Annotated in this window: 21 protein-coding genes; 7 read left to right on the forward strand and 14 right to left on the reverse strand. The window is 53.8% G+C overall.

The genetic code is table 11. From position 1 onward, the window contains the following. Positions 1-40 precede the first annotated feature (40 nt). Positions 41-1,171, forward strand: coding sequence for a succinyl-diaminopimelate desuccinylase (gene dapE / locus DOQ08_RS06005; protein WP_114334012.1), 1,131 nt, complete (start codon positions 41-43; stop codon positions 1,169-1,171). An 87-nt stretch (positions 1,172-1,258) separates the two neighbouring features. Here the strand turns inward: dapE and DOQ08_RS06010 are convergent, their stop codons facing one another. Further along, entirely contained in the window at positions 1,259-1,477 is a 219-nt protein-coding gene (locus DOQ08_RS06010; protein WP_114334013.1) for a SlyX family protein, read from the reverse strand. Between the two features lie 167 nt (positions 1,478-1,644). Here DOQ08_RS06010 and DOQ08_RS16180 point away from each other — a divergent pair, with 167 nt between their 5' ends. Next, positions 1,645-2,184, forward strand: coding sequence for a cold-shock protein (locus tag DOQ08_RS16180; RefSeq protein ID WP_114334014.1), 540 nt, complete (start codon positions 1,645-1,647; stop codon positions 2,182-2,184). Positions 2,185-2,248: 64 nt separating this feature from the next. Here DOQ08_RS16180 and DOQ08_RS06020 read toward each other — a convergent pair whose 3' ends face one another. Together DOQ08_RS06020 and DOQ08_RS06025 are read right to left on the reverse strand one after the other, a co-directional pair. Continuing rightward, the gene (locus tag DOQ08_RS06020) at positions 2,249-2,623 is read right to left on the reverse strand and encodes a hypothetical protein (RefSeq protein ID WP_114334015.1); all 375 of its coding nucleotides are present in this window, start codon (positions 2,621-2,623) and stop codon (positions 2,249-2,251) included. Continuing rightward, entirely contained in the window at positions 2,595-4,004 is a 1,410-nt protein-coding gene (locus DOQ08_RS06025; RefSeq protein WP_114334016.1) for a hypothetical protein, read from the reverse strand. The genes DOQ08_RS06020 and DOQ08_RS06025 overlap by 29 nt, the downstream gene beginning before the upstream one ends. A gap of 179 nt (positions 4,005-4,183) precedes the next feature. Between DOQ08_RS06025 and DOQ08_RS06030 the strand changes: the two genes are divergently transcribed. Then, positions 4,184-5,092 (forward strand): DUF1853 family protein, encoded by a 909-nt coding sequence (locus DOQ08_RS06030; protein WP_114334017.1) that lies wholly within the window; start codon positions 4,184-4,186, stop codon positions 5,090-5,092. Between the two features lie 25 nt (positions 5,093-5,117). Beyond that, positions 5,118-5,558 (forward strand): VOC family protein, encoded by a 441-nt coding sequence (locus DOQ08_RS06035; RefSeq protein ID WP_114334018.1) that lies wholly within the window; start codon positions 5,118-5,120, stop codon positions 5,556-5,558. Positions 5,559-5,708: 150 nt separating this feature from the next. On the opposite strand, the gene DOQ08_RS06040 is transcribed toward DOQ08_RS06035, so the two are convergent. Beyond that, positions 5,709-6,197, reverse strand: a complete 489-nt coding sequence (locus tag DOQ08_RS06040; protein ID WP_133297159.1) for a hypothetical protein — start codon at positions 6,195-6,197, stop codon at positions 5,709-5,711. A 93-nt stretch (positions 6,198-6,290) separates the two neighbouring features. Here DOQ08_RS06040 and DOQ08_RS06045 point away from each other — a divergent pair. Continuing rightward, positions 6,291-7,402 (forward strand): IS3 family transposase gene (locus DOQ08_RS06045; RefSeq protein WP_227537529.1). Its coding sequence is split into 2 segments (ribosomal slippage): positions 6,291-6,552 and positions 6,552-7,402, totalling 1,113 coding nucleotides; the frame shifts between segments, so codons are not numbered across the junction. Positions 7,403-7,687: 285 nt separating this feature from the next. Here DOQ08_RS06045 and DOQ08_RS06050 read toward each other — a convergent pair. The 3 genes from DOQ08_RS06050 to DOQ08_RS06060 are packed head-to-tail and all read right to left on the reverse strand — an operon-like array spanning position 7,688 to position 14,393. Beyond that, positions 7,688-8,761, reverse strand: a complete 1,074-nt coding sequence (locus tag DOQ08_RS06050; RefSeq protein WP_114334020.1) for a hypothetical protein — start codon at positions 8,759-8,761, stop codon at positions 7,688-7,690. Next, positions 8,758-12,276, reverse strand: a complete 3,519-nt coding sequence (locus tag DOQ08_RS06055; RefSeq protein ID WP_114334021.1) for a toxin VasX — start codon at positions 12,274-12,276, stop codon at positions 8,758-8,760. Before DOQ08_RS06055 ends, DOQ08_RS06050 begins: the two co-directional genes overlap by 4 nt. Beyond that, on the reverse strand, positions 12,273-14,393 hold the full coding sequence (locus DOQ08_RS06060) for a type VI secretion system Vgr family protein (protein WP_227537530.1): 2,121 nt from the start codon (positions 14,391-14,393) through the stop codon (positions 12,273-12,275). The genes DOQ08_RS06055 and DOQ08_RS06060 overlap by 4 nt, the downstream gene beginning before the upstream one ends. Positions 14,394-14,628: 235 nt before the next feature. Here DOQ08_RS06060 and DOQ08_RS06065 point away from each other — a divergent pair, with 235 nt between their 5' ends. Further along, positions 14,629-16,083 carry a protein adenylyltransferase SelO gene (locus DOQ08_RS06065; protein ID WP_114334022.1) on the forward strand — a complete coding sequence of 485 codons (1,455 nt, stop codon included), beginning with the start codon at positions 14,629-14,631 and terminating at the stop codon, positions 16,081-16,083. A gap of 61 nt (positions 16,084-16,144) precedes the next feature. On the opposite strand, the gene DOQ08_RS06070 is transcribed toward DOQ08_RS06065, so the two are convergent. Next, a complete protein-coding gene (locus DOQ08_RS06070; RefSeq protein ID WP_406565352.1) occupies positions 16,145-17,515 on the reverse strand; it encodes an AmpG family muropeptide MFS transporter in 1,371 nt (456 codons plus the stop codon). A gap of 61 nt (positions 17,516-17,576) precedes the next feature. Then, on the reverse strand, positions 17,577-18,059 hold the full coding sequence (locus tag DOQ08_RS06075) for a YajQ family cyclic di-GMP-binding protein (RefSeq protein ID WP_114334024.1): 483 nt from the start codon (positions 18,057-18,059) through the stop codon (positions 17,577-17,579). 135 nt (positions 18,060-18,194) lie between these two features. Between DOQ08_RS06075 and DOQ08_RS06080 the strand changes: the two genes are divergently transcribed. Next, the gene (locus DOQ08_RS06080) at positions 18,195-19,166 is read left to right on the forward strand and encodes a response regulator (RefSeq protein WP_114334025.1); all 972 of its coding nucleotides are present in this window, start codon (positions 18,195-18,197) and stop codon (positions 19,164-19,166) included. 220 nt (positions 19,167-19,386) lie between these two features. Here the strand turns inward: DOQ08_RS06080 and DOQ08_RS06085 are convergent, their stop codons facing one another. The 5 genes from DOQ08_RS06085 to DOQ08_RS06105 form a co-directional block, all read right to left on the reverse strand. Beyond that, a complete protein-coding gene (locus DOQ08_RS06085) occupies positions 19,387-20,409 on the reverse strand; it encodes an AraC family transcriptional regulator (protein WP_114334026.1) in 1,023 nt (340 codons plus the stop codon). Between the two features lie 90 nt (positions 20,410-20,499). Beyond that, positions 20,500-21,711, reverse strand: a complete 1,212-nt coding sequence (locus tag DOQ08_RS06090; protein WP_114334027.1) for an argininosuccinate synthase — start codon at positions 21,709-21,711, stop codon at positions 20,500-20,502. A gap of 135 nt (positions 21,712-21,846) precedes the next feature. After that, entirely contained in the window at positions 21,847-22,248 is a 402-nt protein-coding gene (gene fliS / locus DOQ08_RS06095; protein WP_114334028.1) for a flagellar export chaperone FliS, read from the reverse strand. A 35-nt stretch (positions 22,249-22,283) separates the two neighbouring features. Next, complete coding sequence (fliD, locus tag DOQ08_RS06100; RefSeq protein ID WP_114334029.1) at positions 22,284-23,660, reverse strand: flagellar filament capping protein FliD; 1,377 nt, start codon at positions 23,658-23,660, stop codon at positions 22,284-22,286. Between the two features lie 209 nt (positions 23,661-23,869). Further along, positions 23,870-24,253, reverse strand: coding sequence for a flagellar protein FlaG (locus DOQ08_RS06105; RefSeq protein ID WP_114334030.1), 384 nt, complete (start codon positions 24,251-24,253; stop codon positions 23,870-23,872). Positions 24,254-24,268: the final 15 nt, after the last annotated feature.

Genomic DNA, 24,268 nt, shown 5'->3' on the forward strand with positions numbered 1-24,268 from the left:
CGCGAAGAGGGGCCATTCCAGACCCAGCAAGAGCCGCCCTATGACCTTATCGCCTACCCTCGAACTCGCCATGGACCTCATTCGCCGCCAGTCGGTCACACCCGACGACGCCGGTTGTCAGGAACTGATGATGTCCCGCCTTGCACCTCTTGGCTTCGCCGGCGAGAACCTGCGATTTGGTGAAACCGACAACCTCTGGGCTCGTAAAGGCACCGACGGCCCCGTGCTGGCCTTTGCCGGCCATACCGATGTGGTACCAACCGGCCCCGAGCGTAATTGGGCCCACGCGCCCTTTGAGCCGGTCATTGAGGAAGGCTTTTTGTACGGTCGCGGTGCTGCCGACATGAAAGGCAGCCTTGCTGCCTTTGTCACAGCTTGCGAACGTTTTGTAGCGAAGAACCCGAACCATCGCGGCTCTATTGCCCTACTCATCACCAGCGATGAAGAAGGCCCGGCGCACGATGGCACGGTGAAAGTGGTTGAAACACTGGAAGCCCGAAACGAGAAAATCGACTGGTGTTTGATTGGCGAACCGTCCAGCACACACGAGGTCGGTGATGTCATCAAAAACGGCCGCCGCGGTTCGCTGCACGGCTACCTGACCGTTCACGGCACCCAAGGCCATGTCGCCTACCCGCATCTGGCCGAGAACCCGGTACATACTGTAGCCCCAGCTCTGGATGCCTTAGCAAAAGAGTTCTGGGACAACGGTAACGACTTCTTCCCGCCGACCACCTTTCAAATCACCAAAATTGAATCCGGCGTGGGCAGCAACATCATTCCCGGTGAGTGCGTGGTGCACTTCAATTTCCGTTACTGCACCGAAAATACCGCGGAAAGTCTGGAAGAACGTGTGGTCGCTATTTTGGACCGCCATAACTTCAAGTACGACCTGCAGTGGAACCTTAGCGGCCGTCCCTTCCTGACCGACCGGGGTGCTTTGGTCTCCGCCAGCCAGGAAGCCATTCGCACCGTCACCGGCCGGGAAACCGAGCTGTCTACCTCAGGTGGCACGTCAGATGGTCGTTTTATCGCCCCCACGGGTGCGCAAGTGGTCGAACTCGGCCCCATCAACGCCACCATCCACAAAGTGGACGAATGCGTGAAAGCGGAAGATTTGGATACGCTGTCTGACATCTACGAGCAGATTCTGGTCGAACTGCTGGGATAGTATGCACGAGGGGTCAGACCCCCGCGCGTCTTTGGGCCCTAAGGCCGCGCGAGGGTCTGACCCCTAACTTAAAGCTAAACGCCAAAATCAATAATGCGGCGGAGGCGTTTCCTCATCTTCCCGCCGGATGTTGGAAGGCGCCACATCCTTAAGCTGCTGGTGCATCAGCCGCTTCGCCTCCCACAGCTCCCGAATGTCCATTTCCTGCTTGGTTACCTGCTCGCTCAGGGTGTTGATTACGTCGTCCTGGAACGCAAGTCGCATTTCCAGATCCGCAATCCGGTCTTCGAGAGTGTTTTTACTCATGAGATTTGGTCAGCCCTTTCCTTAATCTGGTATCATGGCGCCTTTTACCGCCTACGCCAGATATTCTAAACACAGAATTCAGCGGCGGTGTTCACTGCCGGACATGCCATTTTACCCGATGTGCGGCTTTTTATCGTTAGCGTTTAATTATGGAGAATAACCAACCAATGCGTAATCCAGCCAAAGCGATCCTTGTTGCTATCCTGATCGCAATTCCGGCACCGTTTGTACTGGGCCTGTTACTGTCTGCCACCCCGGCACCGCTGAAACTGCTCGCCATGGGCGAAGGCGTTGAAGCACTGGGTAGCCAAGGTGGTATTGCCGCGTATTTGATGGCGTTTGCTGTTTTCGCCATTGTGGGCTTTGTCGCCGTTTTGGTTGCCGGTAAGCAAGCAGCTCCTGCTGCCCCAGCTCGCACCCAGAACCGCCCGGCTCGTGCCAGTCAGCCACAAAACGATTACGACGACGAAGACGACTTTGACGACACCACTCCTGAAGGAGATGAAGAAGGCACCGTCAAATGGTTCAACGTCAAAAAAGGCTTCGGCTTTATCGTACGTGAAAGCGGTGACGAGATTTTCGTTCACTTCCGCGCCATTCGTGGCCGTGGCCGCCGCGTACTACGCCAAGGCCAACTGGTTCGCTTCAACGTAGTTGATGCCGACAAAGGCCTGCAGGCAGACAACGTGTCTATCCTGAGCGATTGATCTCCCCCTGCGGAAACGAAAAAGGCAGCCATCATAGGCTGCCTTTTTTACGTTCCGGGCCCTGTTAATTCCACACGACCTGCTGTTCCCCTCGGTGATCTAACCGCCACCATTGTTCATCGTCCAGCGAATCGCCTTCCTGCCACTCACCCAAGCTGCAGCGGATCTCGCCTTCCATCATTCGCCACGCACTGCGTGCGCACTCCAGATCACTGTTCCAAGGCAACTCGTCGCCCTCGATCACCAGCGACGTAAACCGCTTGCCGAACGCCCCCGGATACAAAGTAATGCGCAGCGCTGCCCCATTGAACAGACCTGTGCCTTTTGAAACCGTAGCGACGTCCGCATCATCCAACCGAACATTATCAAGCTGACCTTCAAGCCACCGGGATACGGCACCCGGTTCAAGGTCACGAATATATATTTCCAGATCCTGCACCCAAGGTATCTCCATGCTGTTGCTCGTACTGCCGCACATAGTGAACCGGCTCTGGCGCGGCTGCAAGCCATCGCTCCAATTCCTGCCGAAGATCGTCCACCGTTAACCGGCGCAATGTGCCAGAGCGTTGTCGTTCATGCCAAAGCACTTCGGCAGCAGCCCTCTCCAGTTCGACGTATTTTAAGTCCTTATCTTCGCCGCTGAAACTTTCTTCCCGCGCCATTGCGACCAACGCCTGTCTTCGGGAAACCTCCTGCCGGCCCGCAAGCTCTGCGGATTCCAACGGGCCACGGCTTGCAAACAGCTCCAAGCGGGCTGCAGCTCTTCGCACCCACTCCAGCATGCCGCCGGGCGCCGCAACACAGCGGCTTTGGCGAGTGGCTGCGTACTCCAATGCCGATAGAGCAATTTCGACATTAAACCTTTTCTCAATTAACGGTTGATGAGCTGTGAGAATCGCCCGGCGCTGCGCCCGGCCCACGGCAGGCATTGATATAACCTCAAGCGTTCTTCCAAGCAAATGGCTTAGCCGTTGCTCGCCGCCGGCATCCCCGCCCTCATTCGGTGCCAAAAGCACAATCGGCCCTTGCCAGCCCGTGACCAGCTCTCTAGCGACACCGTTTGGCAGCGCCATCAATTCCAACAACCCCGCAGGCGATACGTTATCCAACACTAAGACCGGCCACCCAAACCCCTCTTCGCTCTGTGACGGTACCGTAGGCTGCTCAACAGCCATAACTTCAGCCTGACGGCGCAGGTCTACCTGAACCCAATAGATGCCCGGAGTGTCCAGAAGCGATTGGAGCCAAGCCGTTTTACCGCTGCCACGTGCGCCTTCAATCCAGATCAGACCGGATTTATTTGCCGCAAGCGCAACAGCGACATCCTCTGCCAACTTGAGCCAGCTAGGCTCCACTACGATGAGCGGGACCAATTCCTGCCCAGTTAAACCGCGAGCTTGTGCCGGTACTTCAGAATCATCCGGCCAGAAGCCCACCAACTCCAAGACAGCCACATAGGCTTTGTCTTGCAGCCGCTCGGCGCAGGTCACCAGCCCACGTAAAAGCTGTGACCAACTCAACCAAGGACCTTCAACAACCTCACGGGTTGCAGAAATCCAATAAATGAGCTGAGACGACAAATCGCCATCCCCGTGGACTTCAACAACAATCGGCTGTTCACCCTGAATCGTCCGAATCAGCTCATCAAAATCCACACCCTGGCGCTTGAGAAACGGCGCAATGGGCTCAATCACATCCAGCATCGCCAACAGAAAATCTTCCGCGGTAATCACCGAGCCACCACGCTTATCAACGCTGTCTCGGGCCACAAGTAGTGCTTGCTGGCATTGGGGCTCCAGGCATCCTTGCCAATCTTCCATTGCTGCGTTCTCCATTAGGGGAATAAATCAGGCCGAAACTCTATCAAAGCCTATGCTTGGTTTTGGCGGTTAAAGTCACACACTACTCACGACGTTGAATTAAACTTCTGAAAGCTATCGCTTATGGGTGGCTGCGCACCAAGCTCTCACCTGCCATCGGATTAAGGTATCCTGAAAGAATGGATACAACCTCAGCGCTATTCCCTCTGCATCATTTCAAAACACCCACGATACGCCACTTGGCGTGGCTGTGTGAGGCACCGCAGTTGCTGGCATCTCCAATCAGTTTCTACCCCCTGGAATTCCTCCCTGCGGACTACCGAAGCACGCTGGCCCATTGGGATAACCATCCAGAAGCCGCACCAGCTCAATTAATGGCTCCCATGGAAAAACGGCTCGGCCACTACTTTGAACGACTTTACGAAGTGATGGTAAGCGATCTCATGGGCTGGGACGTTGTGTTGAAAAACCAACAAATACGGACCGAGAAACAAACGCTGGGAGAGCTGGATTTCCTGCTACGAAACCCGGTTTCCGGCGAACTGGAACACCACGAAATCGCCATAAAGTACTATCTGGGCGTACCCACGGCCAATGGGCCAACCTTGTGGTACGGCCCCAATGCCCGGGACCGGCTCGACCTTAAAACCAACCACATGTTGTCCCACCAAAGCCAAATGACCCAGCGGCCTGAAACCCGCAATGTGTTGGCGGAACTCGGCATTCAGGAAAGCATCAAGCCACGTATCTTCATGCCCGGGTATCTGTTCTACCCTAACGGGGATACGACTCAGCTCCCGGACACGGTTCCCGACGACCACCTGACCGGGAAATGGCGCTATGCTGCGGACTTGGCGACAGAAGACACCAGCCGCTGGGTTCGCCTCAACAAACCGCATTGGATTGGCCCTTGGAGCCAAATAGATACGCCAGATGCCAAAGCGGCACGCACAACCATTCAATGGGTTGAAGCCGAAGGCTTTCCGGCCTTGTTTGCTGAAATGGTTTGGCGAGCCGAGCTATCCTGCTGGGTAGAGAAAGAGCGCTGGTTTGTGGTCCCACGCGATTGGCCCCAAAACAAACGCTAACCCAACATCAACACAGGAGAACACGATGAAATACCTACATACCATGATTCGGGTCAGCAACCTGGACGAGACGCTCCACTTCTTCTGCGACCTACTCGGCCTGGTCGAAATCAGCCGAAAAGACAGCGAGAAAGGCCGCTTTACACTGGTGTTCTTGGCCGCTCCTGAAGACGAAGCGCGAGCACGGGAAGACAAAGCCCCGACTATTGAACTTACCTACAACTGGGACCCGGAAGAATACACCGGTGGCCGCAACTTCGGGCACCTGGCGTTTCGGGTGGACGACATCTATGCCCTGTGTGAGAAGCTACAGGCCAACGGCATTACCATTAATCGCCCACCGAGAGACGGTTATATGGCGTTTATTCGCACCCCGGACGGGATTTCTATTGAGTTGCTGCAGAAGGGGGAGGCGCTGCCGGCTCAAGAGCCTTGGGCGAGTATGGAGAATGTGGGGAGTTGGTGAGGCTCCATGCTTTGCAGCAGAGGGCCCGCATGCTCAACTAAGCGACCCGAGTGATTAGCTACATGCTGAACATGGCGCTCGGAAAACCCCATGCTCAGCAAGCCTTATAATCGGTGAACCTGCGTGTTCACCGAAGGCGCTAGATGAAAACTACTCAAAAATGTATTCGCCAGCCTCATCTTTCCTAGCCCCCATAAATCCCATATGAGGAAATAGACGAACTTTCATCGTGTATGAAAGGGCTCCACCGGAGACGGCCAAAAGAACACCAACGATCGATATAACGGGGACAAAAGAGAAGAAATACACATAGTGTGCAGTTGCCATCACACAGAACAAAACAAATGACGCATACCCTTTAAACGACAACTTCGCCAGACCGATAAAATATAAAACCGTCAAAAGTACAATCACAGCTATTCCCAGCCACCCGAACGATTCATCTAATGGCACAACATGGTAATACGTTGCCCAAACAGCCAAACTAGATTGAATAAGACAGATCGCCAAGAGAACATGGTTAAGCTTTGCTAAAAAGACAGACGGGCGACCATGATCAATTGTTGCTATTTTTTCGGCCAACCGCATTTCATTACCCGTCTTTGTTCTCAGTCGTTCAATGATTTCATCTCGCCCCAAGCCCTGCGCCAGAAGCTCTTGTAACCATCCCCTAAAATCGGTGCATGCGTAATTAGAGTTCTCCGGCCTACAATGAGGCAAACGGAGAACGACATGAAGAAATCACGGTACAGCGAGTCACAGATCGTCAAGATCCTGAAGGAGGTCGAGGGCGGCCGCCTGGTCAAGGAAGTCTGCCGGGAATACGGCATCTCCGATGCGACCTACTACAACTGGAAATCCAAGTACGGGGGCATGGAGGCCTCTGATGTGAAGCGCCTCAAAGAGTTGGAAGAGGAAAACCGCCGGCTGAAGCAGATGTATGCCGAGCTGAGCCTGGATCACAAACTGCTGAAGGATGTGATCGAAAAAAAGCTGTAAAGCCAGCCGTTCGACGAGAACTGGTGGATTACCTCAAGCAGGCTCACGGCGTCAGCAATCGCAGAGCCTGCCGAATCGCTGGCATCAGTGACTCTGTGTACCGGTATCGGCCGGACACCTCCCGGGATGAACCGGTGATTGCAGCGCTTCAAAGCGCGACTGAGCGCTATCCCGCCTACGGTTTCAGCAAACTGTTCAAAGTGCTGCGACGCTGGGGGCACGGATGGAATCACAAGCGGGTACACCGGCTGTATTGCGCACTCAACCTGAACAAACGACGACGGGGCAAGAAACGACTCCCGACACGAAACCCGGAGCCATTGAGCGTGCCAGTCACCGTTAATCGATGCTGGTCCATGGACTTCATGAGCGACAGTCTGTTCTGTGGTCGCCGGTTCCGCACCTTCAACGTGGTGGACGATTTTAACCGGGAGGTACTGGCTATCGAGGTTGACCTGAACCTGCCAGCACCGAGGGTCATACGGGTTCTGGAACGCATCATTGCTTGGCGAGGTTACCCGGCAAAACTACGCATGGATAACGGTCCTGAATTCATCTCGATTGCCTTGGCAGATTGGGCTGAGCAACACGGTATCGAGCTGGAGTTTATCAAGCCGGGCACACCCACTCAGAATTCGTATGTTGAGCGCTTCAATCGGACTTATCGGGACGAGATCCTGAACATGTATGTCTTCCGGAACCTAACCGAAGTCCGAGAACTGACCGAATCCTGGATGACGGAATACAACGATGAGCGTCCCCACGATTCACTGGAAGACCTGACGCCATGGGAATACCTGGCGAAACACCAACGGGCGGAAAACTCTAATCAGCGGTGCAACTAAAACAGGGATGTTTACACTCTTTAATAGTTTTATCCATTTTCCATCATCCTTGTCATATTAATTTGGCCCGCTTCCCAGCAGGCTCCATTGGTAAATCCCCCCATTTTTAGCGGGGTTCAAAGGTAGATCTCAAGCCAAGCCAACTGCCATAGTACGCAAGCAAGACTGAGAAACATCAGCGACAGCTCTGCCGCAAATGCGAAACTCCCTCCTTGATGATCCATCCACTCAGCGTCCTTCTGACGGATCCACCGGAAGCGATGGCACCGCTTGGGAGCCCTAGACTTATATCGGCCATGCGCCTGCCGGCCGCTGCTTGCGGTATTCATCCATTGAGATCTTGCCAAGCTGCGGTGTGAGCTTACATTTGCGCTTCCCCCAAGGGTATTCCATCTGTCGCTTCAGCCACTCTACGCCGCCCCCTTGCTTCCAAGCTTCCAAATCCAGATCGCGCCAGAAACGTGGATTACGACCGATACGTTTGTCATGCTCTGCGGTGGCAGGATCCAAGTGCCGGAATGGTTCTAGCCTTGGTACGTCAGGTAGGGGTTGCGAGGTGTCCATGTAGCGCTGGAGCATATCCCAAAGCGCCATCACTTCTTCTTTTGTAGGCTCAACCCGACTAAGGGACGTCTGGCTAAACTGTTTACCGGTATAGCGATGCACAAACATCAAGCGATAATAGATACCGCCCGCTTCAATGACGCGCTCAACATAGGCATCGAATTCTTCAAAGGGCGCTGTCAGCTTTTTGCCGCCGGGCATAGCAAAGCTTACTTGGCCGGTTTCTCGGCTGAAGAAGCTTTCACCCGCTGTTAGGCCACGTTCCATGAGTTGTCCAAGAAATTTGTCGAACGGCCGCAGTAAAAATGCAAAAGCACCTACGACCCACGGCGTGGTTTTTATAAGAATTAGAATTGATAGTGGTAGCCAAATAGCAACGGCAAGTAGCATTACCAACATAAAAACGATATCTGAAGCATTAACTACCAGTTGATAGGCTAAGGAATAGAACCACCATGCCCCACCCACAAGAACGACGCCTCCCCATGCGTATGGTATTAATAATAACAGGGCCGACAATCCAATAAACGCTTTACCATTTAGGAATCGAATCTGGCATTGATCCCACCACCAATCACCTGAATTAAAAGCCTCGGGATCTTTTTGGTCTTGATACTGGATCTGCGCTGAATCTTCAGATACCCGATAAAAAGGCTCGACACCTGCGTAGTCCCCAACAGGCTGCAAATCTTGCCCTAGTCTTTGCCTGCTTTTTGCTGCTTCTGGGATTGGAGGAATACGCCCCCACCGACTTGGATTTCCCTCACTAGCAAATTCCTTGGCGTTTTCAATCACACCCTAACCTCTTTAACAAACCAATAGGGTACCGTGTCATTTTTGAATGGGTTAAACACATGTTTTTCCTTATTCGGCAACACGTCATGGCGAGTCCTATCATAAGCCTCGTATTCATCTAAAACAGGCATAGGATATCTAATTACTCCCAATTCACTTTCGACAAGGGCTTGTAAAACAACCCGCAAGTAAATTGTTCTTTTTTCGCTGTATCCATGCCCTCTGATTTCGCCTCCAATCAAACTCTTCTCAACAAGAAAGTGAACAGCACTATTTTCAGGAGCCGGAATCCAGCTCTTGATTCTTTGCAGCGGTGTATTTTTGGTCAAACTGTATTGATCAACATTCCAAGCGGATGTTTTGGAAGTCTGCACGGTTGTTTTTGTGTACTCCAGCTCTTGGACCCCTATTCGTAACCGAGGCTTTTTACTTTGCTGAGCGGCCGAGGCCTTGCCCTTAGATTTCTGACCAAGCTCAAATCTACTGATCAACGGCGAACTTATCGTCACTCTGTAATCACTTGGGGAGGGGGCGTGGCCCGAAAACTGTAACTTTTCGAACTCATCCAAATCGCTGAAACGTTTCGCAACGATGTTTAAAGGTGAGAAAATACTGAGCAACTGGCTATAGTATGAAGCATCACTAGCCGGAAGGCCGGGGTGACTAGGGCCAACTCCGAATGGGCCTCGTTTCAAAACCTGCTCCATCTCACTGTCAGTAGATATAGCTGCGTATAAGCTTCCTCCCAGCACCAGCCCCAAGCCAAACAAAGCGATTCCCCAGCCAGGAACTAAAAGCAAGCCAGCCATCAATTTCGAAAACGCGAAAATGCTGCCGCCCACTACTGCAAGTGCGTGCCCCAAAGCCGCATCCATATCTCCTCGACTTATGCTGTTCCGATAATCCCAAGAACTTACAGCCACAGTTACTCCGACGGCAAAAAAGTTTACAAGAGATATAGTGCGCACAATGGTACTCGCGCCATCCTTCATGAGCTTCTTATGTATGACTGGGCCTATCACCGGTATTGATTTCATCTCAAAGAGTGGCCGTAGTATTACTGATGAGACAAGTCTCCCTTCAGAGGCAGCACCCAAAGAATGGAGTTTCATCAGCGCAGTTGAAAGATCCAAGCCTGCACTAACGAACTTTGCTAGAGAATACCCAACTTCGCCTGACCTACTTTGTTTTAAAGCCAAAAGTTCAGAGATAATATTATATGCAGCTAACCCAACCAAAACTCGAGAAACGCCCGGCCCATCAGCAACGGCTTTCGCCTTGTTTGCCCAATCAAATTTCCAAGCCCTGAACTTCAGAGCCTCCGAGTGATCAATCGGCAACACAAACACCCAAGTATGCGCTGCAGCCTTCGCTACCGTTTCGCCAATCTCGTCTGCAAGGCGAGCCGGACTTGTAGAAGCGACTTTTTTACCGGTCTGATCCACACGATCCGCGAAAAGGTAATCGTTGCGTCTCGTTAAGGCTTCGCTTTGAAGATCTAAATCTGTCAGCCCGAAAGATACGCCCTTCCCATGAACACCTACTATGCTAAATCGCGTGAGATCGACCGCATCTCGACGCATCACTTGCAATTCCCCACCGAGTTTTGGATCTGCAACATCCGCGACCGCACTGACTGCAGAAAATACACGCTCCAGTTTGATAGCTTTCAAATCGCCGCTCTCGCGTAGGCGATCTGCCGTTTTTAAAACCGCCGCGCTCCATCCTGACAGCGCAGTTTCTACCATGCCCACAACCTTACCCGCAGTACCTACTGAGACAGCAGAACCATTGCCGAGTGCTTCGTTGGATTCGGTGTTCCCTGACTCCTGTGTTAAGTGTTGGGCCAAGGCACTCACAGACGACAAACCCACCTCATTCAAGTGGTCGCCGGCGAGCCATTCTTTGTCCATAGCCAATGTTCTCAATTGAGGTATTAGTGAATGATCCTCGCTACCTGACTCTATACTCTCGACGATTGCATCAATAAGAGTGTTATTTTTTAGCACTAGGTTAAGTACCCGCACCAATATCGGGGGCTGCCCAAAACTCTGTGCCCTCAAAACCCCTGGCAGCTGTTGGACCAGATCAAGCAAGTTCGTTTCAAGAGCAAAAGCTTCGCATGGACCAAGACCACCGTGATTCAGATAGTCACCGCAGGCCACGCCAAAATCACCACCTATAATAAGGCTCTCCAGACATTCCAAATGCTCAGTTATTTTTTTGAACGTTGCCTCGCGTTCAGATTGCTCGAGTATTCTATGCAGCTTTTTCTGATCCACCGCAGATCGAAGTTTTTTTATATGCCCGTCAGAGGCACGTACCTGTGGATGGAATAGAGTTTGATGTATTAACGTGGCCGAATGCACCAGAGGCTTGTCTTGTATCGAAACATCAATGGCATCGAAATAATGTAGGGCCAAGTGGATCTGCGCTAAACAGTGCCGCATTTTGAACAAAGGATCAGGTAAAGCTACGCAGGCAATGCCTTTCTGCTTGCGAAGATGATGGAGAAGATCCGCCCCCGCCGGACACGATAGGCCGAAAGAACTCGCCTCACCACCTTCATCGCTCTCCTCTCCCTCGTTAGGCGCCGTCGCTTTAACCGCCATATCAAGGGGACTACCCATCATTTGCTCAGCGTAGGTCATCGGGTCGGCTACATCGGGGTGAGTGCTCTCTTTCGACGATCCCTCTTTGGCGCTCCTCTCGTTAGTTTGGAACAACGTTGAGAGCTTGCTGTAAAGCTCATTCTCAGCAGGCCTTTCAAAACTAGGAACAAAATCGGCAGGGTTTTCGATCATAAGCTCAACGCCGAGATCCCGGTGTCTAAGCTCTGGGACATCCTCAACACGTGATGCAGGAAAACCGGATTGAAAATTTAGGGAATCTACCGTGGTGACGGCCCAAGCGTGCCCCACAGCCGTTGTTCTGGCGTTTCGAAGCGCCTCATTCTTTTCGAGCTTTTCAACGTAATACCAATCCCACTGGATTTCACTGTAAGCCATGCGGAAATCGTGCATCACCGCCTGTCCCTGCAGAAAAACCGGCATTAGCACATCATCGAGCCATTGACCTACGGACTGACGAACCCTCCGGCACTCAGCGTCCGGCTTACCCGCTTTCTGTCGCACGGCCTGTAGATCAACATCGCTAAATTGAGAGTCCGGACTAATCTCCAACTCCCGCCAAAGCCGATCTTTCCGAAAAATATACAAATAGCCAGGGCGCAGAAGCGCTACGCCCTTCCCTTGATTAATCGTTAGCCCGCCAGATTTCACAGGCAGATTACTAGCGATCTCTGCCAACGGCTTTACCCTAAGCAGGGTATTCTCCTGGTAGTCTTCACGCTCAATATTGGACCGAGCATTTTCAAGAAGAGGGATGGCAATCTTGCCGCCATCTCGCTTGGGTACCGTCAGCACCAAATCCTTTGGGTCAGCATCGTCATATTCGGCCTTTCTCAGAATCGAGCGATCCCTGGACTCATCCACAAAACCCACTGTGTCAGTCATCCGTTTGCTTCCCCTTCCGTTCCTCTTACAGCCTCGACTGAATCCCGCTCGAGATTACCTCCAATGACATCAATAATCAGTTTTCGATCAGCTCCCGGTAACGGCTCAGCATCCATCTGGTCAGGAACGGCTGATTTACGCTGCGCCACATTTGCCAATTTAGATGATTGCGGCATTGCTGCTCCATCGTTCCCAAGCACCTGGGGCAGTTCCGGAGCAGCTACGCTGTGCCCACTCCCACTCCCCGGCGCCCCACCCGAATTAATCTTGATTCCCGGCCCGCTCAGCGTCACCCCACTGGGGTCCAGTTTGATAAAACTCCCGCCACCGGAAATGGTCAGCTCAGCGCCCGCATCCAGCACCACCTTGGCACCGGCTTTGTGGTGCACTTCTGTGCCGGCTTCTGACGCCATGGTTCGAGCAGTCTTCTGATGAAAAGTACCGCCTACAGTTTGGCTACAATCTGCGCTAACGGACAGTCGGCTTTCGCCATCGGTAGTGCAGTTTTCAGCCGCTTTGACGTGGTTGAATTGGTCGTTCTCCACCGTTATATGGCCGTCATTTTTGATCACTTCCGTGCGGTTGTTTTCCGTGAGCAGGCCCAGGTCTTTCTGGGCATGAACGTAAATTTGCTCTTCGCCGGCTTCATCCTCAAAACGCAGTTCGTTGCTGCCTTCACCCTTGTGGGTTTTGGTTTTTAACGTGGTGCGGGTTTTGTGTTCCGGCAAGGCGTACGGTGGCGTATTCGTGGCGTGGTAGGTACGGCCGGTGATGATGGGTTGATCCGGATCGCCGTCGAGGAAGCTGACAATCACTTCGTTGCCAATTCTCGGTAGCGCCATAAAGCCATATTGGCCGCCAGCCCAGCCTTGGGAGACGCGGAGCCAAGCGCTGCTGTGTTCGTCGTTTTTCGAGTAACGGTCCCAAGGGAATCGCACTTTTACGCGGCCGTATTGGTCGCAGTGAATCTCTTCGCCTTCCGGGCCGGTCACAATGGCTATCTGAGGGCCGTCCATCATGGGTTTGTGTTCACAGAGGGCGCGCCAGGTTTTATCGGCGGGGATGGCGGTGAATTCGTTTGTGTAGCTGGTTGGCTCGCTACCGCCTTCTTCTTCCAGCGCTTGCGGTTGTTTGCCGGTGTGGGTGATGGCGGTCAGCAGCCATTCCCGGTTCAGGCTTTGGCTGTCGTGGTCTTGCAGTTCCACTTTGGCACCGGCGGCAAAGTCCGGGCGGTTGCTTTTGCCTTTGGCGACGGAGGCATCGTTTCTCAGCGCGTCTAAACGAGTCTGGGTAAACGGCTGGCCGCTGGCGTCGGCTTTGTAGCGGCCGGGGTAATCATAATGTTGATAGTCTTCCCGATGGTTCACACCACCGGCACTCTGTTCGTGCATCAGAGCGTAGGCGGGGTTCTTGAAGGTGTAGTCTTTCATCGCCACCGATGAAGCCCGCACACGTTCTTCGTAGGCGAAGCTGAAGATGCAGGCCTGTTGGGTGCTGCCGCCGGCTTTGGTGTTGCATTCTACCGGGTCTAGTTTGGGCGCATCACCGTGATGGTCGGCGATGACTAACGCGGGCTGCTCTTCGCCATCTATGCTGCCGTGTTGGTAGCGGTAGTGCCAACCTTCTTCCGCAGCCAGTCGTTCAACAAATTTCAGGTCGCTTTCGCGGTGCTGGACACAGTATTCCCGCTCCTCGGGGGAGCGCTTCAGGTCGAACACCGTATCCACAATGCCCCGTTCCTCCAGCAATGTGCGCACAATGGCATCGGTGGTCTGGGCCTGGAAAATCCGGCTGTTGTGCATTAAGCCCAATCGCCACACCGGAGGCTGAATCACCACTTCGTAATGGGTGCGGCGGTGACCGGTGTTGCCCCTAATAAATTCGTTCACCACTCCAGTAAAGCGGCGCAGAGGCTGACCGTCTTGCCACACCACCAGATCCACCGGCTGTTCCATTACATCCGCTGCTTGCACGTCCGGGTCGGTGCTGGCCAGTTTCAAACGGCCATGGGAGAGCGTGGATAAACCTTCGGTGAGCACAAAACTGGCGACCACGAAGTGGTCTGAGGGGAATTCGCCAACACGGGCGGTGAACTGCAATCCGCTTGCCTGGGGCATAACTTCGATCCCTGAAGTTTAAAAGTGAAAACCGACTCCTCCTGAGTCTGCGCCGATTATAACGGCCCTATTTTCGAATACAAACCACCGGTACCTGCACCACATCTCAAACTCCAAACTTTTAATGCCGGTTGCATTTATCCAACCCCCTCTGCACTCTGTGGGGTCAGACCCCCGATACATTTCATGCCATCAAATGCGCGGGGGTCTGACCCCATTGTTGAAGAGTCGAGTTATGAGCACGAATGCTTTTAAGGTGGAACACCGTTATCTGGAGCTGCCAGACAGCTTCTATTCCCGGGTGATGCCCACGCCGCTTTCCGATGCGAAGATGGTGTGTTTTAACCACGCTCTTGCCGAGCAGATGGGTTTTCATGCCCGCGAAGAAGACGGCTGGACCAATATAGGTGCAGGGGCGGAGCTGCTTGAAGGTATGGACCCGGTGGCGATGAAGTACACCGGCCATCAGTTCGGCGCCTACAACCCCGAACTGGGCGATGGCCGTGGCGTGCTGCTCTGGGAAACCGTTGCGCCCGATGGCACACGCTGGGACTGGCATCTCAAAGGCGCGGGCACCACGCCCTACTCCCGTTTCGGAGATGGCCGTGCGGTATTGCGCTCCACCATTCGGGAATACCTGTGTTCGGAAGCGATGCATGGCTTAGGCATCCCAACCACACGTGCGCTGTTTATGGTGAGCGCGAAAGAACCGGTTCGAAGAGAATCCATTGAAACAGCCGCCAACCTCATGCGCGTGGCTCAAAGCCACATTCGCTTCGGCCACTTCGAATTCGCCGCACATCACGAAGGCCCGGACGCGGTGAAAACGCTGTTGGAACATGTCATCAGTCTGCATTTCCCCCACCTGATTAACCTACCAGAACAGCAGCGTTACGCGCGCTGGCTGGAAGAAGTCGTGGAACGCACAGCCCGGCTCATCGCCGACTGGCAAGCAGTGGGTTTCTGCCACGGCGTGATGAACAGCGACAATATGTCGATCATCGGCGACACCTTCGATTTCGGCCCCTACGCCTTCCTGGATGATTTCGACGCTGGCTACATCTGCAACCACACCGACCAAGGCGGCCGATACGCCTACAACCGCCAACCTCAAATGGGCTTCACCAACTGTCAATATCTGGCCAGCGCGCTGCTGCCGGTGATGGATGAAGACACCATTCGTCAGAGCCTAAGCCGTTATGAAAGCGCCTACAACGAACGTTTCAAACACAACATGTGCGGCAAACTCGGGCTGGAAGAAGGCGACGAAGGCGACCTAAGCCTGATCATGGACACCTTCAGCATGCTGCACGAACACAAAGTGGACTACACCCACTTCTTCCGCGGCCTCTCCAACTTGAACAGCCACGGCCACGCACCGGTTCGGGACCTGTTCGTCGATCGCAGTATCGCCGACGAATGGCTGGAACGGTACGAAGCCCGCCTGCAAAAAGAAACCCGCGCCCACGACGAGCGGGAATACGCCATGCGCCAGGTAAACCCGAAATACATCCTTCGAAACTACCTGGCCCAGCAAGTGATTCTGGAAGCCCAAAACGGCGACTACGCCCCAATGAAAGAATTACTAAAGGTGTTAGAAAACCCGTTTGATGAGCACCCCGGTTACGAACACTTTGCCGCCGCACCACCAGATTGGGGCAAGCACATGAACATCAGCTGCTCATCCTAACAATGGGGTCAGACCCCCCATACATTTGGCCAGCCGAAATGCTCGGGGGTCTGACCCCGGTTTAGGATTTGGCCGGGGCCAGCGCGTCCAGGCGGGCGGCGTGTTTGAAGAGGTAGAGCACCAGAAGAATGGCAGGAACGCCCATGGCAGCAGCCACGGCGAAGAATTCGGCGTAGCCGAAGTTGGCCACGACAATGCCGGAGAAGCCGCCGAGGAATTTACCCGGCAAGGTCATGAGCGAGCTGAACAGCGCGTATTGTGTTGCGGTGAAGGAAGCGCTGGTCATGCTGGAAAGCCAGGCAATCAGCGCCACGTTGGCGATGCCGCCGCTGAGGTTGTCGGCACTGACCACCACGGCCAAAGTCACAAGATCAGGCGGATTCTGGGCCAGCCACACAAACAGCAAATTGGTCGCGGCCGTCAGCACGGCACCGGCCAGCAATATCCGCCGAACGCCGTAACGCATCACCAACACACCGCCTACCAACGAACCGACAATGGTCATCAGGAAGCCAAACACCTTAGTCACATCCGCCACTTCGGTTTTGCTGAAGCCCATAAAGTTCAGGTAGAACGGATTGGCCATTACGCCCATGGCGATGTCGGAAATCCGGTAAACCGCCACCAGCAACAAGATGACAATCGCCAATTCCTTATAACGGCGGAAGAAGTCCACAAACGGGCCGGCTATGGCCGCATAAAACCAACCGACAAAACGTGCAACCCGCGGGGGCAAATGCGTCCGCTTGCTCGCCTCTTCTTCAATCTTGTGGGCAATATCCTGAGCGGCGGCGTAGTGATTCACCTCAGGCTCACGGGCCAACAACACGGTTAATGCACCCACGCCCACCAACGCAGCCATCACCAAATACGACACTTCCCACGACCAGAACGCCGCCAGGTAAAGCGCCCCGGCACCGGCCACCAACAGCGCTAAGCGGTAACCAAAAATGTAAGTACCCGCCAAGGCCGCCTGCAACCGCTCTTCCGCAATCTCGATTCGGTAAGCATCAATGGCCACATCCTGTGTTGCTGACGAAAACGCCACCAACAAACCGCACAACGCCATCATCTCTGGCGCTTTTACCGGGTCTACGGTGGCCATCAGGAACAAGCCCAGCGCAATCCCCGCCTGCGCCAACAAAATCCAACTTCGCCGTTTGCCAAACAACCGGTCCAGCAGCGGCAATTTCAGACGATCCACCACCGGCGCCCAGATCACTTTGATGGAATAGGTAATGCCCAGCCAACTGAAAAACCCGATGGTTGCCGTCTCAACACCCACATCCGCCAGCCGAGCGTTCAGCGTTGAAAACACCAGCAGAAAAGGCAGGCCGGCCGAGAAGCCGAGGAACAGCATGACAATCGCCTGCCAACGGGTATAGGTGTAAATGCTTTGCCGAAGCAGGGTCAGAAGGGAGCCGAGTTGGATAGGTTAATCTCCTGGGTGGTCATACAAAGGCCGAGTGCCAATCACCCGGCCTTGGCACTCATCAATCGCGGAAGTTATTAAACTGCAGCGGAATATCCAGCTCTGCCTCACGCAGCATGGCAATGGCTTCCTGCAAGTCGTCACGCTTCTTGCCGGTTACCCGTACCTTGTCGCCCTGGATGCTGGCCTGCACCTTCATCTTCTTATCTTTGATCATCTTCACGATCTTCTTGGCCATATCCGTTTCAATACCTTGCTTCAGCGCAAAGTGCTGCTTCACCAGCTTGCCGGCTTTGCTTTCGCCGTCTTCCGACAGTGCACGGCTGTCAATGTTGCGCTTGGCAAACGCCATCCGCATCATTTCCACCAACTGCTCCAGCTGGAACTCCTGCTCGGCGCTCAATGTCAGCCGCTTGTCTTCCAGCTCAATCCCGGCTTCTACGTTTTTAAAATCCCAACGGTTGCCCAGATCACGCTTGGCCTGGTCTACCGCGTTGGTGACTTCGTGCATTTCAATTTCTGAAACAATATCAAAAGATGGCATAGTCGTTATTCTCCAAAGGCCGCCGGGGGTATACTAGGGCGACATTTTAAATTCTGGATGATAGAAACCGCCAAAGCATACCAAGAGCGGCGACTAATCGCATCTGACAATGGCCTGGTAACAAGTAGATACACAATGCCCAATCTCGACCTACCCATTCTCGTAGTAGATGACGCCAAATTCAGCAGTATGGTGGTCGGCCGCACCTTGCGAAATGCCGGTTACCGCGACATACGCGTAGCCAACAACGCGCCCGCCGCTCTGAAGCTTATGGAAGAACGCGCGGTGAGCGTGCTTATTGCCGACTGGTTAATGCCGGAAATGGACGGTCTGGAACTGGCCGACCGGGTGCGCCAGCAAGATGAGCACGATAACCACTACACCTACATCATGCTGCTGACCGCGAAAGAAAGCGTGGAGGCGCTATCAGAAGCCTTTGACCGGGGCGTAGACGACTTCATCTACAAATCGGACATGACCAAGCAGCTGATCCCCCGAATCTTTGCGGCAGACCGCATGGCCGATCGCCAGAACACCCTGTTGCGCGCCAACGCCCTGCTGGTCGAGAACAACCAGGAACTGGAAAACAGCAACATCATTGATCTGGAAACCGGCCTGTGTAACGCCAAATACGCCCGCGAGCGTTTGCAGAAAACCCTGCGCCACGCGGAATCCCGGGGTGGCGCCACCGCTTACGTGATGTGTGGCATTCGCAACTGGCAGGACCTGAAGCGCAAGCATCCGCCCAGCATTATGAGCGAACTGTGCGTGGGCATTGCCCGCCGCCTGAACACCTTAATTCGCCCGATCGACGCCCTGTGCCGAGTGGGCGACAACCAGTTTGCCACCGTGTCTTATTTTCAAAACAGCGACCACTGCACCACCACCGCCTTCCGACGGATTTTCGACGGCATCAACCACAAGGCGCTGAAAACCTCCGCAGGCTATATTTCCGTGGAAGCCGGCATGGTGCTATGCCGAGCCAGTGCAGAAGACGGCACGCCCACAGTGCAAGATGTCGAGAGAGCAGCCGTGCAAGGCTTGGTAGACGCTTACGAAACCCGGCGCTTTACCGAAACCAAACCGGAATTACGGGAAGGTGTGTAGCCAATACATTCAGTAACACTGCGACACACATCACAAACAGACCGAAAGCTCGAAAAGCCCTATTCTAGATTTGTGGGATCTAGCAGTACCCACCCATGGCGGAGGAGCCGTGTAGTACCTCCGCCGCCGTATGGGTGCTCTCCCTCAGGATCAACGAATTTTTCAGGCACTTTCGTTCTTTCCGAATCTTTTAGCCGGCTCCGATGAGCTGGCTTTCTTTTTATGGGGTCACACCTTTGCGATACTCCCCCGGTGTTTGCCCTGCCGCAGCCTTGAACTTACGATGAAACGACGTGGTTTCGTTATAGCCAAGCCGCAACGCAATGTCCGGTATGCTCATCTCAGTATCGCGCAGGTAATCTTCTGCCATCTGCTGGCGCACCTCGTCCAACAACTTCTGATACGAAGCGCCCTCTTGGCTTAGCTTGCGTTGCAAGGTTCGGCTGGTCATCCCCAAATCTTCAGCAATCAGATCCTGTCGGGTGATGCCTCGTGCCAACTGCCGCTGAATTCCCTGTTTCACCTTGGTGGTCAGGTCGGTATCGGTGTCCAGTTCGGCCAACTGCGATAGAGCATGGGCTTCCAAAGTTTTACGAAGCAACGGGTCTGGCTGCCGCAACCGCTCGGAAAGAAGAGCTTTACTGAGGGACAAGGTATTTTCTTCTGCCCCGAATTCCACCGGGCACCCCCAACGCTTATGGTATTCGCCTTCCAGCTCCGGCCCCGGCGACTGTCGCTGCAAGGTCACACGCTGCGGTGACGCCTCGTTTGTATCGGCCAGCCAACGGGCGTAATTCACCCAAGACGCAAATACGTTATCCACCACATGGGGCTGAACCGTTGGGTCGGTGTAATTGCAGTGCCACACCAAGGTCACCGTGTCACCCGCCATCTGCATCCGGGTGGTGCCCATGTCGCCCACCAACTTCTCATAAGGCGCGATGCGGGTAACGGCCTCGCCCAGTGTGGCGCAACTCATGGTGATATAGCCAAGAACACTGTAAGAACCGGGCTGCACGAAATCACCGGTTTCCAAGCCGAGAATGGGATTCTTCGAACGCTCGGCCAGCAAATGCAGGAAGGTTTGGAACTGCTCGCCGTCGATACGACCTTCATCGCTTTCCAGAATATCTTCAGACAGCCCGGACTCGCGCAGCAAATCCGCCACGGCAATCGAATTGGCATCGGCGAAGCGAACGTATTGACGAAGTGCAGCTACAGAAGCGGTTCCCAACGGGGTCATGGTTCAGGCTTAGGTTGTTAGCGTTTTCAGCAGAGTATAACCAAAAACGCCCGGCATTGTGCCGGGCGTTTTGATTCAGAAAGGGAGCGCTCAGAGCTTGCGGCCTTTACCGGCGGCAATGCGCAACCGCAACGCGTTCAGCTTGATGAAGCCTTCTGCATCTTTCTGATCGTATGCACCGTGATCTTCTTCGAAGGTCGCGATGGTTTCATCGAACAGAGAGTCGTCAGACTTACGGCCAACAACGTCTACGTTGCCTTTGTACAGCTTCAGGCGAACGGTACCGTTCACGTATTCCTGAGTCTGGTCAATCAGCGCCTGCAGGGCTTCACGCTCAGGTGACCACCAGTAACCGTTGTAGATCACTTCGGCGTAACGTGGCATCAGGCTGTCTTTCAGGTGCGCCACTTCGCGGTCCAGAGTGATGGACTCAATCGCACGGTGCGCACGCAGCATGATGGTGCCGCCCGGTGTTTCGTAGCAGCCACGGGACTTCATGCCCACGTAGCGGTTCTCTACGATATCCAAACGACCAATGCCGTTGGCACCCGCCAGCTTGTTCAGGTTTTCCAGAACTTCGTGAGCCTTCAGCTCCTGACCGTCGATGGCAACAATGTCGCCCTTGCGGTAAGTCAGCTCAACGTAAGTCGGCTCATTCGGAGCCGCTTCCGGAGACACACTCCAACGCCACATGTCTTCCTCGGCTTCCGCCCAAGGATCTTCCAGATTCATGCCTTCGTAAGAGATGTGCAGCAGGTTGGCATCCATGGAGTACGGGCTCTTGCCCTTCTTCATCTCAACCGGAATGTTGCGCTCTTCACAATACTTCAGCAGCTTCTCGCGGGAGTTCAGATCCCACTCACGCCACGGTGCAATCACCTTCACACCCGGCTTCAGTGCGTAGGCACCCAGCTCGAAACGTACCTGGTCGTTACCCTTACCGGTCGCACCGTGAGAAATGGCATCGGCGCCGGTTTCGTTGGCGATTTCGATCAAACGACGGGAGATCAGCGGGCGGGCAATGGAGGTACCCAGCAGGTACTCGCCTTCATAGATGGTGTTCGCGCGGAACATCGGGAACACGTAGTCGCGCACAAACTCTTCGCGCAGGTCCTCGATGTAAATTTCCTTAACGCCCAAGGCTTCCGCCTTCGCACGCGCCGGCTCTACTTCCTCGCCTTGGCCGATGTCGGCGGTAAAGGTAACCACCTCACAGTTGTATGTATCCTGCAACCACCGAACAATAACGGAAGTATCCAGGCCGCCGGAATAGGCCAGAACCACCTTTTTAATATCAGACATGTCTGTGCTCCAGACTGAACAGAATGGATGTAACAAAAAGAAGGAGCATATTGTACGGGATGGCGGGGGAGTTGGCTATTGGGAGGCGCATTCACCCTCTCCCACAAAAGGAGGGGGTGACGCGGAATTCAGATATCAGCCAACGTGGGCGGATTGGATAACCGCTTCTTCGCGGATGCCGTCCCAGCCTTCTTTGATGGAGCGGAGCAGGCTAATCACTTCATCCAGTTTGGCCATGTCGTTCTTGGCGCTGGCTTCCAGGAGCGTGCGTTCCATGTAGTCGTACAGCGCTTCCAAACGAGTTGCCAGCTCACCACCCTTTTCAAAGTCCAGAAAGCTTTTTAGCCCTCCAATGATTTCGATGGCCTTACCGATCAGCTTGCCTTTGCCCTCGTAGTCTTTGGCCTGCATACGGGCCTTGGCCATGTTGATGCGCTCGATAGCTCCGTTGTACAAAAGCTGGATCAGCTTGTGTGGATCGGCATCGGTGATGCTGGTTTGGGTGTTAACACGTTGATATGCGTTCAAACCGTTCATAACTAACCTCTTTAACTTGAACCGGGTTCAGCGGATCAATTGTTCTGGTTGTTCTGTGGAGCCAGAGCGGCAAGCTGCTGAGCAACATAATTGCCGGTACTCTGAAACTGAGCAATAAGCGCGTCGGCAGCAGAAAACTGCTTTACTAACCTAGCCCTTAAAGATTCGATTCTGTCATCCAATTTAGTGCGCTGATCCTGGATGTCGTCGAGCGTTCGGTTCAAACCTTCTGTTCGATTATCCAGCCGGCCACTGAACTTCACATATTCATCCACCGCATTGAGCGCCCGAGAGGCTATGCCGGAATCGCCCGAAAAAAGAGTCTTTACGTCTTCTGAGTGGTCAGCAAGCTGCGTTTTGAATTCGCTAGCATCGAAGTCCAGTTTTCCGGTATCCGGGTTGGTTGAAATACCGAGATCAGCCAACATGCGCACCGGAGAGTTCTGAAGGTCTCCCGGAATGCTAGTCAGCAAGCTTCGCAATTCATTTTGAAGACTGCGAATGGTGGAATCGCCTGTAAGCGCTCCACCACGATCCGTGGCCGCATCGTACCCAGACGCGTTTTTGATCACGTCTTGCAGGGCATTGTACTTGTCTACGAACTCTTGAACCCGCTCAGTCACCGCATCCGGGTCTGAATTGATGACAACCGTAGACGTACCCGTTGATTTCAAATCAAAGGTCACACCCTCTACAACACCTTCAACCGTATTCGAAGAACGTGTAATCGCAATACCGTTCACTTCCAGCTTGGCGTCTAGAGCGGCGACGGTTTCACTCATGCCCGTACCGCTTCCATCATATGCAAACTGAGACAACCCTGCGTCACCCGAAGCGGTCACACTAATGGCGTTAGCAGTCCCACTCTCATCGGAAGTCATCACCAAACGGTAGCCGGAACCGGTATCCACCACCCCCGCTGATACACCAGCACCGGCATCATTGATGGCACTCGCGATGCCCTCCAGGGTGTTGTTGCTATCATCGATGGTCACTTCCGTTGTCACCCCGCCCACTTCGAAGGTGAGCGTACCATTGCCAAAGGTCGTCGCATCTTTATCCGCTTGGCTGGCGGAAGCCAACGACTGACGCTGGGCCAATTGCGTCACATTCAGAGTGTAGGAACCCCGAGAGACACTACTCTCATCGAGGGTGACGCCTGCAACGTCATCATTGGAGATGCTCGACGTGTAAGCATCAAAAGCCGCGCCCGACTTCAAGCCGTCTAAAGGCGATTTCATCTCTTCCAATGCATTCTTCAACGCACCGAATGCCGAAATTTTGGCCTGTATCGACCGTTCTTTGCTATTAAGACGCTCTTCTGTAGGAACGCGCTCGGCCGCGACAAGCTTGTCGACCAGGTCAGCACTAAATATGCCGGAGCCTACTCCAAGTGAAGAAATTGATGCCATGATGCGCCTCCATAGGGGCTAAACTGCAAATATGTCTACCGGTATATAAAAGATATCGGCAGCAAGCGGAAAAACTTTGCCGCTTTTTACACTTTAGATACAAATATTATAGGCCGAAACGAAAAACACCGCCGACCCTTGCGAGCGCGACGGTGTTAGCTGCTCCCTTTCACACATAGAGCAAAAAGCCTCTGAATAAAAATTTCGCTTCAAACCTTCAGATCAAACAACGTCAGCGGCTCATCGTCCTGCAAGTTTTTTGCCAACCTTAGTGCAACCTCATCCGGAATCTGACGGATCACTTCCTGGGTTTCGTTATCCACAACTCGCACGATCGTCTCGCCACGCTCCATGTCTACCTCAAATTGCAGGTCTCGCTGAACATTTTGGACGTAATCATTTAGCTGCGTGACGGCTTCACCAAGCTCTTCAACCTGAACCTCAGTTCGAACGGGCTGCGCACTCCCAACGGATGAAGAGTCAGTGACGATTTCACGACTTACGGGCTGATTTTGCTGAGCGCCGGGTGCCTGACCAGCAACTTCAACAAGCTTCACATTTGGATTTGGGCCATACAACTTCATGTCATTCATAGACCACCCCGCTAG

The organism is Marinobacter litoralis (assembly GCF_003336705.1).
GTDB lineage: Bacteria > Pseudomonadota > Gammaproteobacteria > Pseudomonadales > Oleiphilaceae > Marinobacter > Marinobacter litoralis.